18 protein-coding genes are annotated in these 16362 nt (G+C 51.7%); 5 read left to right on the top strand and 13 right to left on the bottom strand.

The genetic code is table 11. From position 1 onward, the window contains the following. Positions 1–73 precede the first annotated feature (73 nt). The gene (locus GON22_RS15745; protein ID WP_160397053.1) at positions 74–1144 is read left to right on the top strand and encodes an NAD(P)/FAD-dependent oxidoreductase; all 1071 of its coding nucleotides are present in this window, start codon (positions 74–76) and stop codon (positions 1142–1144) included. Between the two features lie 25 nt (positions 1145–1169). Here the strand turns inward: GON22_RS15745 and GON22_RS15740 are convergent, their stop codons facing one another. Beyond that, on the bottom strand, positions 1170–1439 hold the full coding sequence (locus tag GON22_RS15740; protein WP_160397073.1) for a YuzB family protein: 270 nt from the start codon (positions 1437–1439) through the stop codon (positions 1170–1172). Between the two features lie 119 nt (positions 1440–1558). Here GON22_RS15740 and GON22_RS15735 point away from each other — a divergent pair, with 119 nt between their 5' ends. Further along, on the top strand, positions 1559–1804 hold the full coding sequence (locus tag GON22_RS15735) for a NifU family protein (RefSeq protein ID WP_006040508.1): 246 nt from the start codon (positions 1559–1561) through the stop codon (positions 1802–1804). A 108-nt stretch (positions 1805–1912) separates the two neighbouring features. Here the strand turns inward: GON22_RS15735 and GON22_RS15730 are convergent, their stop codons facing one another. The 12 genes from GON22_RS15730 to GON22_RS15675 all read right to left on the bottom strand — a co-directional run bounded on the left by GON22_RS15730 (position 1913) and on the right by GON22_RS15675 (position 14208). Beyond that, positions 1913–2611 carry a Cthe_2314 family HEPN domain-containing protein gene (locus GON22_RS15730; RefSeq protein ID WP_336604322.1) on the bottom strand — a complete coding sequence of 233 codons (699 nt, stop codon included), beginning with the start codon at positions 2609–2611 and terminating at the stop codon, positions 1913–1915. Positions 2612–2656: 45 nt separating this feature from the next. After that, positions 2657–3580, bottom strand: a complete 924-nt coding sequence (locus GON22_RS15725) for a COX15/CtaA family protein (RefSeq protein ID WP_237179183.1) — start codon at positions 3578–3580, stop codon at positions 2657–2659. 241 nt (positions 3581–3821) lie between these two features. After that, a complete protein-coding gene (locus GON22_RS15720; protein ID WP_160397050.1) occupies positions 3822–4166 on the bottom strand; it encodes a thioredoxin family protein in 345 nt (114 codons plus the stop codon). A gap of 37 nt (positions 4167–4203) precedes the next feature. After that, positions 4204–5796 (bottom strand): copper amine oxidase N-terminal domain-containing protein, encoded by a 1593-nt coding sequence (locus GON22_RS15715; protein WP_160397049.1) that lies wholly within the window; start codon positions 5794–5796, stop codon positions 4204–4206. A gap of 114 nt (positions 5797–5910) precedes the next feature. After that, positions 5911–7545, bottom strand: coding sequence for a putative polysaccharide biosynthesis protein (locus tag GON22_RS15710; protein ID WP_160397048.1), 1635 nt, complete (start codon positions 7543–7545; stop codon positions 5911–5913). 134 nt (positions 7546–7679) lie between these two features. Further along, positions 7680–8405, bottom strand: a complete 726-nt coding sequence (locus GON22_RS15705) for a ThuA domain-containing protein (RefSeq protein ID WP_160397047.1) — start codon at positions 8403–8405, stop codon at positions 7680–7682. A 22-nt stretch (positions 8406–8427) separates the two neighbouring features. Continuing rightward, entirely contained in the window at positions 8428–8910 is a 483-nt protein-coding gene (locus GON22_RS15700) for a DUF456 domain-containing protein (RefSeq protein ID WP_160397046.1), read from the bottom strand. Further along, complete coding sequence (locus GON22_RS15695; RefSeq protein ID WP_160397045.1) at positions 8911–9678, bottom strand: Cof-type HAD-IIB family hydrolase; 768 nt, start codon at positions 9676–9678, stop codon at positions 8911–8913. It abuts the gene before it with no gap. A gap of 227 nt (positions 9679–9905) precedes the next feature. Then, positions 9906–10106 (bottom strand): hypothetical protein, encoded by a 201-nt coding sequence (locus GON22_RS15690; protein ID WP_160397044.1) that lies wholly within the window; start codon positions 10104–10106, stop codon positions 9906–9908. Positions 10107–10240: 134 nt separating this feature from the next. Then, the gene (locus GON22_RS15685) at positions 10241–12406 is read right to left on the bottom strand and encodes a peptidoglycan D,D-transpeptidase FtsI family protein (RefSeq protein ID WP_160397043.1); all 2166 of its coding nucleotides are present in this window, start codon (positions 12404–12406) and stop codon (positions 10241–10243) included. 111 nt (positions 12407–12517) lie between these two features. Continuing rightward, the gene (locus tag GON22_RS15680; protein WP_160397042.1) at positions 12518–13726 is read right to left on the bottom strand and encodes a transglutaminase domain-containing protein; all 1209 of its coding nucleotides are present in this window, start codon (positions 13724–13726) and stop codon (positions 12518–12520) included. Positions 13727–13770: 44 nt separating this feature from the next. Beyond that, positions 13771–14208 carry a hypothetical protein gene (locus GON22_RS15675; RefSeq protein ID WP_160397041.1) on the bottom strand — a complete coding sequence of 146 codons (438 nt, stop codon included), beginning with the start codon at positions 14206–14208 and terminating at the stop codon, positions 13771–13773. Positions 14209–14384: 176 nt separating this feature from the next. On the opposite strand from GON22_RS15675, the gene GON22_RS15670 reads away from it, so the two are divergent. The 3 genes from GON22_RS15670 (at position 14385) to GON22_RS15660 (ending at position 16349) form a co-directional block, all read left to right on the top strand. Continuing rightward, positions 14385–15605, top strand: a complete 1221-nt coding sequence (locus GON22_RS15670; protein WP_160397040.1) for an MFS transporter — start codon at positions 14385–14387, stop codon at positions 15603–15605. A gap of 120 nt (positions 15606–15725) precedes the next feature. After that, positions 15726–15857 carry a sporulation protein YjcZ gene (locus GON22_RS15665; RefSeq protein ID WP_160397039.1) on the top strand — a complete coding sequence of 44 codons (132 nt, stop codon included), beginning with the start codon at positions 15726–15728 and terminating at the stop codon, positions 15855–15857. A 117-nt stretch (positions 15858–15974) separates the two neighbouring features. Continuing rightward, positions 15975–16349, top strand: coding sequence for a toprim domain-containing protein (locus tag GON22_RS15660; protein ID WP_160397038.1), 375 nt, complete (start codon positions 15975–15977; stop codon positions 16347–16349). Positions 16350–16362: the final 13 nt, after the last annotated feature.

Here is a 16362-nt window from a genome sequence, read left to right as displayed (position 1 = left end):
TTGGATTCATGGGCAAGCAAGCAGCAGGACAGACTAATGGGTACAACACGGGATATGGGAATGGGTGCATATTATGAAACGAGTTGTGATTTTGGGCGGCGGCTATGGTGGCCAGGCCGTTGCCAATCAGTTAATTGAACATGGCGTTCCGAGCGACACCATTATTACGTTGATCGACCGGATGCCGTTTCAAGGGTTAAAAACGGAATATTACGCGCTAGCGGCAGGCACGGTAAGCGACCTTGAGGTTCGTGTAGCTTTCCCTCGCGATCCGCGGCTTCTGCTTACTTATGGAGAAGTTCAAGATGTTGATCTGGCTCGCCAAGTTGTCATTATGGAAGGCGACGGCGGAGAAATTGCTTACGACGATCTTGTTATCGCATTAGGCTGTACCGACAAGTTCCATGGCATCATAGGCGCCGAGGAGTACGCATGCAGCATTCAAACGTTCTCTGCTACACGCAAAACGTACCAATTGCTCAATGACGTAAAGCCTAATGGCCAAGTGACGATCGTCGGGGGCGGCCTTAGCGGCGTGGAAGTTGCTGCAGAGCTGCGCGAAAGCCGGGGAGACTTGAACATCCGTATTCTGGACCGGGGACCAAGCATTCTGTCGGCGTTCCCTGCGAAGCTGCAAGGTTATGTAGCGGACTGGTTCCGTGAGCATGATGTTGAGATGCGCGGCAACGTCTCGCTTACGCGCGTTGAGCCGGGCATGCTCTATGACGGCAATTGCACAGACCCGATCTACACAGACGAGACAGTATGGACAGCAGGCATTCAGCCTGTAGAGCTCGTTCAGCGAATGGATTTGCCTAAAGACCCATCAGGACGGCTTATCATCAATGAATACCATCAGTTGCCTCAACATACAAACGTGTACATCGTAGGCGACTGCGCTTCACTTCCTTATGCCCCAAGCGGCCAAGCTGCAGGCGCACAAGGCAAGCAGGTAGCCGATGTTATCCATGCGATCTGGGAAGGCAAGACGCCGAAGCTTGGCAAGATTAAGCTCAAAGGCATGCTGGGCTCCCTCGGCAAAAAAGCCGGCTTTGGCCTAATGGGCAAAACCGCTCTAATGGGCCGGGTGCCTCGTATGCTCAAAACAGGCGTGTTGTGGAAGTCCAAACATCATATTGGTTAACGGTTAGCTTTACGTTTAGCACTTATTATAAATCATCGATGAGCTTGTCCAGCGCCTCGCGATGAGCGCGCTGCTCGCCCGTCATCTTTACGATCTCGTCATAGAGCCGGTCCGCCGACTCGGCGGCTACGATTTCCCCGTCCACGAGCGCGAACGGAAACAGGTAACACTCTCCACAGTTGCCTAAACAACCGTACTCGATCACCTCGTAATCGGGGTCTTCCTCTAGCCGCTTCATGATCCGATCGGTGCCGTGATGCATGTTGCTCGCACAAAACTCAATGATCGGTTTCAGCATTATGGTACACCTCCATTTACTAAAAAAAATAAAGTGAAATTGGCCTTACGAACGTTCCGGTCCATTTTCATTTGAATCGCTTTGTACTATAATAGGGGAGAAAGGAGTTGATTGCAATGAGCGAAACTAACCAATCGACGATGTACGACGAGGTATTGGACGTACTCGATAAACTGCGCCCGTTCCTTCAGCGTGACGGCGGTGACGTTGAGCTGGTAGACGTGGAGGAAGGCATCGTAAAGCTCCGCCTGGTAGGCGCTTGCGGTAGCTGCCCAAGCTCGACGATCACGTTGAAAGCTGGCATCGAACGCGCACTGCTCGAAGAAGTAGAGGGCGTACAAGAGGTTGTACAGGTATTCTAATCGTCCTTCGCAGCATTAGAACTACGCATAATGCAAAGAGTCTTGTCCCACAGCTGGCTTTAGCCGCTGATGAGACAAGACTCTTTTTTTTGAAACCATTTGATTTATTTATTCGCAGCCCCATTGCTCGCAGCAATACCGGTAGGATAGCTGGAGCGCTTCAAGCACGAGCTCAAGCCCTAACCTTAGATCCTCTGTCTGCATGCTAATATTCTCTAGCTTATGCTTTTCACCGCTCTGATTATAGCTCTGGAGCAAATCATCCTGTAGCTCGGAATTCATGTAATGAATTTCGACGTTGCGCCGTTTGCGCAGCCGGTTCATCGGCTCCTTGTAACGCTCCTTGATCTCATCAAGCGCCGTCCCTAATGCAGGATGCTTTCTATTCAGCCGCATATTCCGGAGTACGGTAAAATAGGAGAACTGCGCCTTCATCCGTTCTGTCTCAAGCCCAAGCACATTGTTAAGCAGTGTCCCCAGCTTGTCGAGCAAGGCGAACATGCGAATAAACCCGTTTTTATCAAAAAAGACATAACGATGATAATCCAGCTGTTCCTCTTCTGCCATCTCGTGGACGGCAACGCCTGTCAGCTTCTCTGCGAATCGGTTAGCTGCATAGCAGCTCTGCTCCATCTCATCAATAGAGCCAATTAATCCACGCGTCCATATTTCATACTTCCGCAGCTTATGCTCCGGATCGCCATCGGATTGAATATGGCGCTGCATGAGTTCAGCAAACGACCACATCTGATTGATCGCCTCAGCCAACTGCCCTTCCGGGATGCGAGGCGGTTCCCTAAACATCATACGTAGCACAGCATTCATCCTCCTGTCGCGTGACTAAGCTATTCGTTAACCACTCCGCCTTGCGCTCCAGCTGCGTATCACCATATCCAGTATCATCGTAAACAAGCCCGATATGATCAAATTGTGCAGCAGGCTTGTGAACACGAACCAATCTTCGTTCGTCAGCGTTAACGTCAGCCATGCCCCGCTGCCGATCTGTGCGATAACGAGCCCAAGCGTCCATGCGCTAGACACGCGAAGCGCTTGCCCGCCCGCACCAATTCGGCGAATCGCCAAGAACAGATACAGTACAATAATGAACAAAATAACGGCTGCGATGCGGTGAATGAAGACTGGCAAAGTAGCGCCTTCAAGCTTCGGAACGATTTCATCGTTACACAGCGGCCAGCCGATACAACCGCCCGATGAATCAGTATGGCGAATGAATGCGCCCAAGTACACGACACAATAGCTGTAAATCGCCGTAAACACTAGCAGCCCGTATAATCGCTTCGGCACAGCCGATGCTGAGCCAAGCATTTCGCGGCCCTTATTGAATCGATGAATCCACACGACGAGCAGCAGCGTGGCTGCGAAAGCCAGAAGCGATATGCCGAAGTGAATCGCCATGACAGCATCCGATTGCGGCCACATGACCGCTGCAGCGCCCATCAACGCTTGTACAACGGTTAAGGCAAGCGCTGTACTCGCATAGAATAAAGGTTCTTTATGCTGTTTATGAATCAATGCGTACAAGAACGTAACTAACGTCAATATGCCTGCCATTCCGCTAATCAAGCGGTGTGAATACTCAATCAGCGACTCCAGCGTGTAAGCTGGAACGAATTGGCCATTGCATAGCGGCCAATCATCCCCACATCCGCGGCCAGAATCGGTATTCGTAACGAGTGCACCCGCGAGCAGGACGAGAAGCATGACAATACAGGAAGCGGTAGCTACCGCACGATAACGGCCTGATATCACAATCATCACCCAGTTTCTAAATAGTTGTAAGCCAATATGACTTGAAATAATTACATTCATTATAGCCCTATGGCTAATTGAAAGCTATGTCGAAAATGGGACACTTCCGCTTGCTCGTATCCGATAGCATGCGCCTTTACGGCTCATTTCATCGCAAAAATAAGCGAATATGCAATAAGAAAGCCCAGGCAAGCAATCGGATTGTTCCGATGCCTGCCTGGGCTTATTAAGCTGCGGTCCCCGCAGCCTATTGTTGCGGCAATGCCGCCGCTACCTCTACTGCCCGATCGAGGAACTGCTCGATTTCCTCGCGCGTTTTGCGCAGCTTATTGACGTAGCGAATGACTTCCTTGCCATTCTTGAATGCGATGAAGCTTGGAATGCCAAGAATGTTCAGCTCACTGCACAGATCCGGAAGATCATCCCGGTCGACATGAACGAATGTAAGGCGATCCGCATAAGCCTGCTCCAAGTCTGGCATGAACGGGTCGATGAAGTGGCAATCCGCACACCAGGTTGTTTTGAATACCGCGATCGTTAGCCCGCCAGCAACTGCCTCGCGAAAAGCCTCATCTGTCGTAAGTGTAATCATCGTGTATCATCCTCCCGTAATGCGTACAGCAAACCTCTTAGGACACTTCACGTTCCATCATGAAGATGTATTTGCTGTTGCTGTCCCCAATCCATTGAATCGTCGTTCCAAGCGCTTTAGCCAAGTCACGTGCAGCTACATAAGTCGTGCCGCCAATCGCCGTAACTGGGAATGACCAGGTTTGGTTTTTGCCATTCACCAACACTTGCTTGTTGCCTTTACGCAGCACAATGCTTGTTTTCTTGGCTGGATCGTAGAACGTTAGCTTTCCGTTGCTAGCCGTGAGCGAAGCGCCCAATTGATTCGCAACTTCACGAAGCGGCACTAATGTAACGCCTGCAGGTGTAATGATTGGCGGATTGCTCTCATCCCATACATATAGCGAAACCGTTTGTTTGCCGATATGAAGGTCATTGCGCAGCAAGCTATATACCGTGGACTTCGTGTCGAACATGCGAAGCACTTCATAACCTTGCTTCTGGGCCAACGCTTCAATCGGCTGTGCCGATTTCTTCGTTTGGGCATCCACTTTGTCAGACACGACCGTGCCGTTCACGTTCCACATCTCTTGATTGACATTCAGAACGACACCTTCGAATGGAATGCCTTCATCTTCAAAGATAGAAGCATCTGGCTTGAACTTCACCTCAACATCGGTTTTACGAACGTCGAGCTTGGAATCAACATACAGATCCGCTTTGACGTAGCTGTCTTTGTTCACAAGCTTCTTGAAGTCCTTATCTTTCTCCGTATCTTTCATAACCGTAGTAAGCGATTGAATCGATTCGATAATCGAATCCGCGATCTCGTTAATTTCTTCATCCGTTGGCTTCGCGATTGGCTCTTCGCTGTCATCGCCTACGATTGCTTTCAACAGGGCCGGGTCCTCCATCAGCAGGTCCGTTACGCCGACAATGAGTTTACGCAGGCCTTCGCGATCGCCTTGCAGCTTCGTCAGGTAATCTTTGGCCCAAGCCCAGACTTGCGTTGCATCTAACTGCACATTAACATGCGCGAGCGTAAGCGTTTCCCCATTCACGCTTGCTTGTGCCGGAACGACGCTGAGGCCTTCTGGGTTCGGCATTGTGCCGACTAAGTATCCGCCGATTTGGTCGATCAGCTTCTTGCCAAGCGCCGTTAAGGTCTCGTCGGAAGCTGGCTTAGCTGATGAATCCGCAGGCGCTTCCATGCCCAGCGTCTCAAGTGCCGTAGTGCCTGTCATATCCAGGACGAACGGCTTCTTGGCGCCATCCAGCGTAATAATCGCCGAATCGCCATCTATCACCAAACCATAACCGATCGAGCTGCTGTCGCCCAGCGTCAACGCGCCTTTGGCCGACATATGATTCGCATCTTGTACTTTTGCTTCATTGACTTGCAGTTTCAAATTCGAAACGAGCGTAAGCAGCCGTTGCTGTTGTGCTGGCAGCTCCAATTCGTCGATGAGTTCTTTGTTTGTAAGCAGCTGGAGGGAGATGGTTGACTTGCTTTCTGCCGAATCTACCTTCAGGGAATTTACAATCACTTTGTTAAAATCAACGCCCGCTACTGCTTGGCATCCAGCAATTACAGCTACTACTGCAATTAGCATGATCAACGCCGTACGTTTCATTCGTTTGGTCCATTTCAAAACCGGAAAACCCCTTCCACTTGAAAGAATAATGAATAAATGGTTAATTACCACTCTCATTCTACCATGTGGAGATAGATTCCGGTGCGAAAATAATAAATTGGTTCGAGCGTCCTAACCTCTTGCTGAAGCTGGTGCCAAACGCATCAACGGACGGAACAATTTGCGCAGCGGACCCGGGAAAGAACTTAGGTCTGACGGTTGAACAACGCGCAGCAGAACGAGCAATACGACATATACAATGCCTGCGGCAGCACCAGCTGCGCAGCAGCTAAACAAGTAAGCAAGCTTGTGCGGCATTGCATCGAGCAACAGCGTTCTTACGCCATAATCGATGCCAAATCCGACAGCACCTGTGGCGATGACTGCTGCGATATACCCAACCCATTTGCCGCCCAGCGTCCGAACAGGCACAACTTGTCGAATTGCACGCAGATTGAGTACCGTTATGACAATGTAGCAAAGTGTAGAGCCAAGGATCATGCCATAAATGCCTAAGAGTGGCGCCAGCGCTACGCTGGCAACCAGCTTAACCGCAAGCCCGATTAACGTGTTATTCATCGGGATTCTAGGCGTGCCGAAACCGTACAGAATCGAATTGCTCGTCATCATGGAAATTTGGAAAATCGTTCCCGCTGTTAATAAAGCAACAATCCCGACGCCGTATACATTCTCGAAAACAAGGCCTGTGAGCGATTCGGCAGCAACCGTCATGATTAGCGCAGCTGGGACGCCAGTAAACACAACGATTCGCATGATAAGCGAGGATTGGCGAGTGACCTCATTCATATTGCGTACCGCGAACGCAGAAGAGATGACCGGAATGATCGACGAACTAAGCGCAATGGCCAATATCGGCGGAATGCCTGCCAATGAAACAGCCTTCATGCTGAAAGCATCCGCTACCTTATCGGCCAGCAGGGCGGTATAGAAGTCGCCACTCAAACGAACGAGAAATGAACTATCAAACAAATAGAGCAGGTTCACCGTCATCGCCGTAACGACAATCGGCAGCGACATCGTGAATATTTCTTTGTAAATCGAACGGAATGGCAAGTTGGACTTCTCGAACCGCATGCGCCCTGCGCGCACCTCCGCCGCATCCATCCGGCCCAATTTACGCCCATACCAAATCATGACGGCAAGGGCGCCTACGCCGCCGAATACACTGCCTGCTGAAGCTGCAGCAGCGATCCAACGGTCTCCATAGCCCCATGACACCACTAGAAAAGCAAGCCCAACACCGAGCAAGACGCGAAGAATTTGCTCGACGATTTGGGACATCCCGCCTGCAGCCATCATCTGCCGCCCCTGGAAATAGCCGCGCATCATCGCGATCGTCGGGAATAACAGGAGAGCTGGAGCAATGGCTTGAATCGCTTTGTCCGCAAGCGGAAACCGCGATAAATGCGTACTGTACCAAGGCGCAATAAAATATAACACGGCTGCCATAATGACGCCTGCTACTGCCCCGAATAGCAGTGCCGCTTTATAAATGCGCTGCGCTTCTCCTGCTTTGCCCAGGGCATGGCGTTCCGATACCATCCTGCTAATCGCACTCGGGATGCCGCCTGTAGCAATAATCAGCAGCCATAGATAGAATTGATTGGCTAGCCCAAGCGCGGCTCCTCCCGCCGAGCCCATCACATAGTCGAGCGGCACACGCTGGAAAATGCCCAGCACGCGAGCTACAAGCGCCGCAACGGCAAGAATAATCGTACCTTTAATTAATGAGTCCTTCTTGAGCATAAAGGGTGCTTCGTCCTCTCCATCATCGCTTTTCGCGCAAAAAGGCGGCACATCCGCCCGTTCCTCCGGCAACAAAGGGCCGGAAGACCAGGGGATTGTGCCGCCTGCTTCTGCATAGTAACCGTTATTTTATTTTACGCTTTAGCGCCGATTGGTTCAAGCGGTTGATGGTTGCCGCGAACTGGCGTTGCTGCACCGGATGGCGCGGCCCATTGTACCGCGTTCTTGATCACTTGCAGCACTTCTGGGTTGTAATACGTCGGGTACGTCTCGTGGCCTGGACGGAAGTAGAAGATCTTGCCTTGGCCGCGGTAGAATGTGCAGCCGCTGCGGAACACTTCGCCGCCTTCGAACCAGCTTACGAATACGAGCTCGTCCGGTGCTGGAATGTCGAAGTGCTCGCCGTACATTTCTTCATTTTCAAGCGTAATGTACTCTGGCAAGCCTGCTGCGATTGGATGCGCCGGGTTAACGACCCAGATCCGCTCTTTCTCGCCAGCTTCACGCCACTTGAGGTCGCAGCCTGTGCCCATCAGTTTTTTGAAAATTTTGGAGAAATGGCCGGAGTGAAGCACGATCAAGCCCATGCCATCCATTACGCGTTGGTGAACGCGGTCAACAATCGCGTCCTCTACACGGTCATGGCCCATATGGCCCCACCAGATCAACACATCGGTGTTGGCCAGTACTTCTTCCGTCAAGCCATGCTCAGGCTGTACGAGCGTTGCCGTTTGAACTTGAACCGTATCGCTGCCAATGCCTTTCGCTAATGCTTGATGGATGCCGTCAGGATATACTTCGCGTACCTTCTCGTTCTCAACCTCATGCAAAAATTCATTCCAAATTGTAACCTTAACCATATCGATTATCGCTCCTCTTTGATTAGATAAGCCAAATGACAAACAATACGATCATGGCCAGCTGAAGCGCAAATTTCACGACTGTGCTGGTAAACAAGCCGACGACCGAACCGAATCCGACCTTAAGCGACTTGTTTAAGTCTGAGCCTACAAACAGCTCACCCAGCACAGCTCCGATTAGTGGACCAAGAATTAAGCCGAACGCAGGGATAACGAAGGGACCGATTATTACACCGATTGTGCTTCCAATGATGGACGCCCTTGAGCCGCCAAACTTTTTGACGCCCCATGCATTAACGGCGTAATCCGCGACGAACAGGACAACCACGATCAGCGTCTGGATTAACCAGAACCAAAAGCCGAATGGGCTGAAGCTAATACATAGCCCATAGACAAAATAGGCAGCATAGATAGCCAGCGCCCCTGGCAAAATCGGATAAACAGCTCCTGCCATCCCTACAACGAACAGTGCGATAACGACAACCCAACCGATGATTTCAAGCATTTACAATGGCCCCTCATCGTTCAGCACGTACCGGCGCAGCAACTCAGCTACACCATGCTCTTCGTTCGTGAACGTGATGGCGTCAGCCGCCGCTTTCACTTCATCCTGGGCATTGCCCATCGCGACGCCGAGTCCCGCTTCACGAATGGCAGCAATATCATTCAGGCTGTCTCCTGCGGCGACTGTCTGAGACATGTCGATACCGAGCAAGGCGCACAACTCGCGAAGCGCGGACGCTTTATTAATGCCCAGTGGATTCATCTCTAAGTTCCATGGCGATGAGTTCGTAATCTCAAGCGTGCCCCACGAGGATACTTCCGAGAGAATTGCATTTCGAGCAGCGTCGTCTTCGGTATAATAACCGAATTTCAGCCAATGATGCGCCGCGTAATAGTCAGCAGGCTCGATCCACTTTTCCTTATTGTACACATCGTTCGTCGAGTATGCCCAATACCAGACCTCGGGATGCTTAAGCGCGAGCTGGTGCAAGCGCCGAATCGTGCCGGGATCGAGGAGCGTCCGTTGGTGCAGCACATGCGGCTTGCGCCAAATTTCGCCTCCGTTGACGGTAATCATCGGAATGTCCATCAGGCCTAGCTGCTCTGCATATGGCAGCGCACTGCGGAAGCCGCGTCCTGTCGAGAAGCAGACGATTACGCCCGCATCCATCGCTTTGCGAATCCATCGTTGGTTCGTTTCGCTAATTTCTTGCGTTTCATTCAACACCGTGCCGTCCATGTCGAGCGCTACTAATTTGTATGTACCCATTCCAGTATGCCTCCCATATCGGCGGAATTTTTCGGCTGCTCTCCAGCCTGCCGCCCCGCGCTTTGCTTCCGATATTGTAGCATATTTACTGAAGAGCACACACGGGCTTTCGGTGGGCATGTGCCCCCGACTTTCGTCCACCCACTAGAGCAAACGTTTGCGCAATTCTGAAAAGCAACACGTAAACGAGACGGTTTCACTGTCGCGTATACATGTTTCTTTTACATTTACACGCCACACGGCTTGATCTCATTATAATTCGTTACAGCTATTCGCGCGTCCCCATTACTTGGTGCGTTTTTATTGCATTTTGGTATAGATTCCGAGTTGTCCCCGAAGCCGCCAACTAACACAAGCGTTACGCTAAGGAACATCAATGTCATAATTAGCCTTTTGATTGCACCGTTCCATCTTCCCCGTGGTTTCATCCGATAGCGCCTCCAATCCAATCTATCGTCCTTAATTTAAACATATGCAACAAACTTGCAGCAGTGCAACATTTGGGTCAAAAAAAGGAGCCGCTCTCTCCTGTTGAGAAAGTGGCTCCTTCTAATCAGCCGGCTTACGGCTGCGTTGTGCCTGCTGTGTTCGTTTTATTCGCGTTCGTAGCCGTATTCGCGGCGCCGTTCGCTCCTGTCGCCGTTCCTCCAGTATTGCCTTGGCCGGCATTAGCTGGCGTCTTAGCCGTAGGATTGCGCGGCGTGCCGTTCAAGCCAATCTCATCATCGTACGCGTCGAAAATTTGCCGTGCAATTGGTGCTGCACCCTTCGCACCGAAGCCTCCCTCTGGCACGACGACTGCGACGGCCAAAACCGGATTATCGGCTGGTGCATATGCGATGAACACCGCGTTATCGACGGTTTTGCCGCCGACAGACTGCTGGGACGTACCCGTCTTGCTGGCAAACGTGTAATTAACGCCGGCGAATGCAGCATCTACTTTTACAAGCTTCATGCCGTACTCGACTTCATCCCAGTATTGCTTTGGAATATCGACCGTATTGAGCACTTCTGGTTTAAAGCCTTGGACGACCTTTCCGTCGGAATCAACGATTTTCTCCACGAACTGCGGCTTCATCCGTTTGCCACGATTGGCTAGCATCCCTGTATACTGTGCAAGCTGAAGCACCGTATACTTTGCCTGCTGGCCGAATGATGCACGGATAAGTGCAGACTGCGCACTTGCGGTTTCCAATTCGTGATAATACTCGATAATGCCTTCTTTCTCGAATGGAAGATCGCTTCCTGTCTTAACGCCGAGACCGAATTGCTTCATGTATTTGTCCCAAACGTCGACGCCTTCCCGCCCTTTATACTTCTCATACAGTTTGTTGCCGACCATTGCCGCCATAAACGGGTTGGACGACTTGCCGATTGCGTGAGCAGGATCCAGCGCACCATATTGATGGCCCTGGGCATTGCCAATCCTAACTCTGCTGTTCTTGCCGCCAAAATAGAAAGAACCGGTATCGTTATAAGTTGTCGATGTCGTAAACAGCCCTTCGTTCAAGCCGACCAGAACCGATAGCGGCTTCTGGGTCGAACCAAGCATGACCATCGACGGCGCGTGCTTTCCTGCTTCCTTTCGGTCTTCATACGGAGGAGGAACGTCGCGAATCGTTCCGTTATTAAGCATAAACTCACTGTTGTAGTAGTCTTCAGTACTGATGCTGCCACCAGCCCAAATATTCGGATCATAGTCTGGCATACTCGCCATTGCCACGACTTTACCCGTATTGACTTCCATTGCCACGGCATAGCCAGTCTTCGGTTTCTGATTAATCTTAAGGATATCCGGACTCGTCTTCAAGTAAGCGAGATGATTCGTAATCGCGTTCTCCGTCCGAAGTTGCACATTCTTGTTGATCGTCAAATATAGGTCGTCGCCCTTCTGGGGATTCGTAATCGTCGGCGGCCCGATAATTTTGCTAAGTGCATTCACTGGAAATACTTTCAGACCGTTTTTGCCCCGCAGCTCATCTTGATACATCAGCTCGATGCCGTCCATGCCGACATCCTCTTGATCGAGGTACACAAGCTTCGGATCGGTCGTTTCTTCCTTCTTCTTCTCGTAGAAGTCGAGCGAGTTAACTGCGGAGTTAAACTTCTTCAAATAACCGACCAGTTGGACAGAGATTGAACCTTTATCATAATGCCGGACGCTCTCCTCCACAATGTCGATGCCTGCGAACTGGTCCCGATTTTCCATAAAATAAGCAATTTCTTTGTTCGTCAGGTCTGACTTGACCCTGCGAGGCGTCGAGATCGAATTCTTCTTGAAGCCCAAATCAAGCTGGCGCAGTACATCGTCGGCCGTCATCTGCTTCGCGGGATCTCCATCCTTAGCGAAAATCGCCGACAGTTCCTCTGCGAACGGCCGCATACGTTCCTCGATTTGCTTCTGCTGTTCTTTCGCTGTACTGCCCTTCTTTAACTTAAGCCGAATGTCCGGATCAAGCTTGTAATACAACGATTGTGTTGAAGTAGAATAAGCGATCGGATAACCGGTCGAATCCATAATGTTGCCTCGGATCGGTGGCAGCTTAATCGGTACGGTACCGATCTTGTTCTCCTCCGCCTTCAGAGTCGGCCCTTCCACGAACTGCAAAATCGATAACCGTACGATGAGAACGCTAAACAATAAGAAAATGATAAAAAAGAATGCATTGAGCCGAAATGAAAAATGCCTCCGATTCGCGGCTTCACGTTTTTGCTGATCGTTGTGCATGCCCGCCTGTCTCCTCCTAATCCCCGTTAACGGATGAAGTCCGCTCTATATCTTAGCCGTCCCTATGACGAGAGAAGGGCAAATAAAGTTTCGGTCTAGCTTGCCCATCCTCTATAAAATGTGCTTAACATCCGGAATATGCGTCTGCTCGAAGGCTGGTGGATTAAACCAGTCGCCCGAGATTGCCCACGTTGCATCAAGCGGCACCCATACGGGCTTGCCGTTATCCCCTTGAATGCGCACTTCATTCCACGCATGTGGACCTGAAGCGCCGTCTCCCGTAATGCCTTCGCCGGTGATGACACGCACTTCTAGCCCTGCCGACCGGGCCATCACAGCATACAGCCGGGCTACGTCGATACAGACGCCTAGCCTTGTCTTAAACGTATCGGCAGGCGTCTGTTCTTTCCATTGCCCACGATCCTCGTAGTTGCGGGCTTTGTCCCAGTCGTACGCAATGCGAGTGCCAATCCAGCTGTACAGTGCACGTGCCTTGGCTTCATCCGTTTTTGCGTCCTTCGTTACAGTACGGGCGGCATCTGCGATATTGTCCGGAATCGCATAATCCGCGATCTCGTATTTGCGTTGAATGATCCGTTGCAGCTCATCGCCTACAGCCTCTGTTAGCACTGGCCCGCGATCTGCAAGCAATTGGCCCGCTACAGGCTCTAGAAGCTCCGATGATGCTTCGCTATACACATCAGAAGATCGGACAGCCTCCGTGAAGGGGCCATTAGGCGCCAACGTGACGTATACAAACAATGCAGCAATAAGCAGCAACGAACGTACAGCGCCGTGAACTGCCCCAATCGCCGCACCGATGGCGCGGCTCGCTACCTTTCCGCCTGGCGTTTCCCGATGGTCATTATCCGAGGTCGAGAAATCAAGCACAGAGCGCTTCTCCCTCGGCTTTGAACCAAAGCTTACGACGAACCGTTCAACCGGCGACACGAGAAAGCTTGCCAGCCATCGGAACGCCCCATATAAGAGCAGGAGCAGCACCCCATAACGGAAGAGGGCAAAATCCCGCAAGCTCGTGACAAACGTATACCACATCTGCGCGATAGTCCCAACTTCCCGGTCCGGCGGGTGAACGCCTTCCAGCCATTGCGCCGCTCTAGACGACAGCATCGCAGCTGCTTTGGCCGCTAAGGCGAGGCATGCAAGCATGAGCAAGCCATCCCACACAAAAAAGAAAAGGCGCTTCGCGGAGCCCGATGCGCCTTTGGCCAGCCCTTGTACGAGCGAACCGAGCAGCAGCGCCAGCACCGCTAGCGCCACCGGTTCAAACGTCGTTATGCCATGTATCCAATCTGCCATTCCATCCGCTCCCCTCGCCAGCGACGGATGGATGGCGCTGAGCTTTATCCGTTGCTTTTTGCTGTATCGATCAACGTACGAATCGCGTCATCGATTTTCCATGTGCCGATCTTCGCGCCGCGGAATTTCACTTCCACTTCGTTCGCATTCGGCTTGCCTGTCAGTTCCAAGTTATTCGTCTTCACTGTAAAAGTGCCATCACCGTTGCTTGTGTAAGTTGCTGCATTCGCTTCGCCAGCCATTGCTTGAATGGCTTCCTGCTTCACGCTGTCCGTCACTTTCGTGCCGATGGACTTCACGTCCTCAAGCGTGTAGCCGCTGTAAGCAATGACGCCAACGACAATTGCTGCCACCAGTGCCCATTTGACAATGGTCCTCACGATGCCAATGACGATAAACAATGCAACTAATGCGAGTACGAGTACGAGCCAATTATCTTGGAAAAACGTCGTCCACGTCTGCTCGTCATAAATAAAATCCATGATCCGCGCATCCCCCTTATTATACCTTGCCACTGCCCACATATCAAAAACTCTATTCCCATTATAGCCGAGGATATGCACGGGGTAAACGTTATCGCCAGCGGACAGGCGGCATAACCCGTCCGAGTCGAGCGTACAAGTTAATATACAGCTTACTTACCCGAAGGAGGGCTACCGTGAAAACTGCCGTGTGGCTTTATTTATTCCTGTTCATTGCCTTTTTCGACCTGCATGCGCAATATCCGATTCTCACGCCGTTCGCCGTCTCCCTCGGCGCCGCTCCGTCTTTTATCGGGCTTATGATGGGCATCTATTCCATTACACACTTGCCCGGCAATCTCATTGCCGGCTTCGGTGTTGACCGATTCGGAAGCCGCCTGTTCATTATCGTTAGCCTCATGTGCGCTGGCGTTATTTTGCTGCTGCAAGCCCATGTCACGAACCCATGGCAGCTGCTCGCGCTCCGGTCGGTCAGCGGATTCGTGCTTGCCTTTCTATCGCCTGCCTGCATGTCGCTACTCGCTCGAATTGCAACTGACCGCATCCAGCAAGGCAAGCTAATGGCAGGCAACGGGCTCATTCACACGTTCGCCTCGGTCTTCTCTCCTGCTGCCGGAGCGCTTCTCGTCGCGCAGATTGGCTTCACTAGAGCATTCGAATGCTTAGGCTGGCTGCTCATTACGACGGCAACCTGCGCAATCTTCTTTATCCATGATGCCAAAAACAAACCGCGTACGTTCGATTCGTTGGACGAGGTTATCCCTCATTCCGGTGCCCATCATCATAACCATGCAGCCCCCACATCTACTGCAACTTCGCCAAAGCCGGCATTAGCGCCAAGTGGCCAGCCGCTCCCGTGGTCTGTTTATGTGCTTCCCATCGCAACCAGCTGCGCGCAAGGCATTCTTTCGTTCGAGCTGCCGTTAATGGCCGGCGTCCATGGCGGGCACTCCATTATGGAGACCGGCATCCTCTTCTCCATCGTTAGCTTTGGGGCGCTTGTTACATTAAGCATGTTTTTCTTAAACCGGCTATCGCCATATTTGCGTACCTTGTGGGGAGCCGTCATGCTCGCGATTCTCTACTTTGCTATTGCGGTTGGCGTACCTTTGCCAATGGCAACCATGCTATTCATGCTAGGGATGGCCAAGGGCATTATTCTTCCGGCGCTGCCTACCCTGCTTATCGACCTTAGCGGCGGAGAACGTTATGGGCGCACCTTCTCCCTGCTCTCGATCGCTTATTCCGTTGGCGCATTCGTCGGCCCGATGGCTGCCGGAATGCTGCGTGACGTCGTCTCGCCGTATTATCTCGCCTTCCTTGTTCTCATGGCCGCCGCAGCGATTTTGCCGTTCCACGGCTCACGAACCATCACCGCTCGCACCCATTTTTCTTAAATCTGGGTGAATGCACAGGGCACTCCCCCTCCGCTTACATACTATACATTGTGTCACGGGATGACAGCCATCACGGCAGTGCTCGTGACCCTCATGAACGGAAAAGGGGTGACAATATAAATGAACTATGTTGATCCAGCAAGCAAAGGCTGCGGACACGGCGGACACGTCGGTGGTCTGTGGACATCGACTGGCGTGATTCTCGTACTGTTCATCCTCCTCGTAATCGTGTTCTCCGGCTGTTTCTGCTAATCAAATATTAGCCCCTTCAACCAGCCCGCTGCCTATGCAGCGGGCTGGTTTTGGCTTGGCGCGCTTGGCGTATCCGCAGCCCCTTCAATCGGTTACAATACAAATGAGGTGATGCTGATGCTTGATATCGCGATAATCGTCGAAGGCAAGAATGACCGAAGCCGGCTGCGCCGCGTGCTTCAAAGCGATGTTCCCGTCTATTGTACATATGGAACACCTGGCAGCAGCCAGTTGGAAACGTTGCGCAAGCAGGTTGGCGACCGGCAGGTATATGTATTTACGGACAATGATTCTTCTGGCAAACGGATCCGCGGCCTGCTCCGGGATTTGTTTCCCGATGCCGAGCATATGTATACGCGCCGCGGCTATCCGGGCGTCGAGAGCACGCCTGAGTCCTACTTAGTCGAGCAATTGGAAAAAGCCGGGCTCGACGCCTATATTGTGTACCCGGAAGCAAGTGCCAACCCTTTTGCCAAAGAGGACTTCTCCTGATTTTGCCCATAAA

This window comes from Paenibacillus sp. MMS18-CY102 (assembly GCF_009789195.1).
GTDB lineage: Bacteria > Bacillota > Bacilli > Paenibacillales > Paenibacillaceae > Paenibacillus_T.
Note: the sequence above shows the minus strand (reverse complement) of the source record. Positions and strands in the feature narration are given on the sequence as shown.

Coding starts and splice junctions, on each gene's coding strand:
- GON22_RS15745 (WP_160397053.1), top strand. CDS start 74: ATGAAACGAGTTGTGATTTTGGGCGGCGGCTATGGTGGCCAGGCCGTT.
- GON22_RS15735 (WP_006040508.1), top strand. CDS start 1,559: ATGAGCGAAACTAACCAATCGACGATGTACGACGAGGTATTGGACGTA.
- GON22_RS15730 (WP_336604322.1), bottom strand. CDS start 2,611: ATGATGTTTAGGGAACCGCCTCGCATCCCGGAAGGGCAGTTGGCTGAG.
- GON22_RS15725 (WP_237179183.1), bottom strand. CDS start 3,580: ATGATTGTGATATCAGGCCGTTATCGTGCGGTAGCTACCGCTTCCTGT.
- GON22_RS15720 (WP_160397050.1), bottom strand. CDS start 4,166: ATGATTACACTTACGACAGATGAGGCTTTTCGCGAGGCAGTTGCTGGC.
- GON22_RS15710 (WP_160397048.1), bottom strand. CDS start 7,545: ATGCTCAAGAAGGACTCATTAATTAAAGGTACGATTATTCTTGCCGTT.
- GON22_RS15705 (WP_160397047.1), bottom strand. CDS start 8,405: ATGGTTAAGGTTACAATTTGGAATGAATTTTTGCATGAGGTTGAGAAC.
- GON22_RS15700 (WP_160397046.1), bottom strand. CDS start 8,910: ATGCTTGAAATCATCGGTTGGGTTGTCGTTATCGCACTGTTCGTTGTA.
- GON22_RS15695 (WP_160397045.1), bottom strand. CDS start 9,678: ATGGGTACATACAAATTAGTAGCGCTCGACATGGACGGCACGGTGTTG.
- GON22_RS15690 (WP_160397044.1), bottom strand. CDS start 10,106: ATGAAACCACGGGGAAGATGGAACGGTGCAATCAAAAGGCTAATTATG.
- GON22_RS15685 (WP_160397043.1), bottom strand. CDS start 12,406: ATGCACAACGATCAGCAAAAACGTGAAGCCGCGAATCGGAGGCATTTT.
- GON22_RS15680 (WP_160397042.1), bottom strand. CDS start 13,726: ATGGCAGATTGGATACATGGCATAACGACGTTTGAACCGGTGGCGCTA.
- GON22_RS15675 (WP_160397041.1), bottom strand. CDS start 14,208: ATGGATTTTATTTATGACGAGCAGACGTGGACGACGTTTTTCCAAGAT.
- GON22_RS15665 (WP_160397039.1), top strand. CDS start 15,726: ATGAACTATGTTGATCCAGCAAGCAAAGGCTGCGGACACGGCGGACAC.
- GON22_RS15660 (WP_160397038.1), top strand. CDS start 15,975: ATGCTTGATATCGCGATAATCGTCGAAGGCAAGAATGACCGAAGCCGG.